The organism is Zobellella taiwanensis (assembly GCF_003012795.1).
Taxonomy (GTDB): domain Bacteria; phylum Pseudomonadota; class Gammaproteobacteria; order Enterobacterales; family Aeromonadaceae; genus Oceanimonas; species Oceanimonas taiwanensis.
Genome location: NZ_PXYH01000073.1, coordinates 1 through 306 on the forward strand (window position 1 = coordinate 1; position 306 = coordinate 306).

At 65.7% G+C, this 306-nt stretch carries 1 protein-coding gene; it reads right to left on the reverse strand.

Annotation, left to right across the window (positions count from 1 at the left end; translation table 11 throughout):
• On the reverse strand, nt 1–306 hold a 306-nt coding region (locus C7I36_RS16975), incomplete at both ends, for an aconitase family protein (protein WP_245880158.1).

A 306-nucleotide genomic window follows, 5' to 3' on the forward strand; every position in this document is an offset into this window, starting at 1 on the left:
CCGCCGCCGTGGCGTTCAGCTCCTTGGCGTATTCCTGGTATTCCGCCACCGTCGGCAGCTTGCCGTGGATCGCCGCCACCGCCGCCAGCTCGGCGGACGCCAGGTAGACGTTGGCGCCCTTGCCCAGACGGTTGGGGAAGTTACGGGTGGAGGTAGACACCACAGTGGTGTTGTCCCCTACCCGCGCCTGGTTACCCATACACAGGGAGCAGCCCGGGATCTCAATGCGGGCACCGACCCGGCCAAAGATACCGTAGTAGCCTTCGGCGGTGAGCTGATCCTTGTCCATCTTGGTGGGCGGGGCCA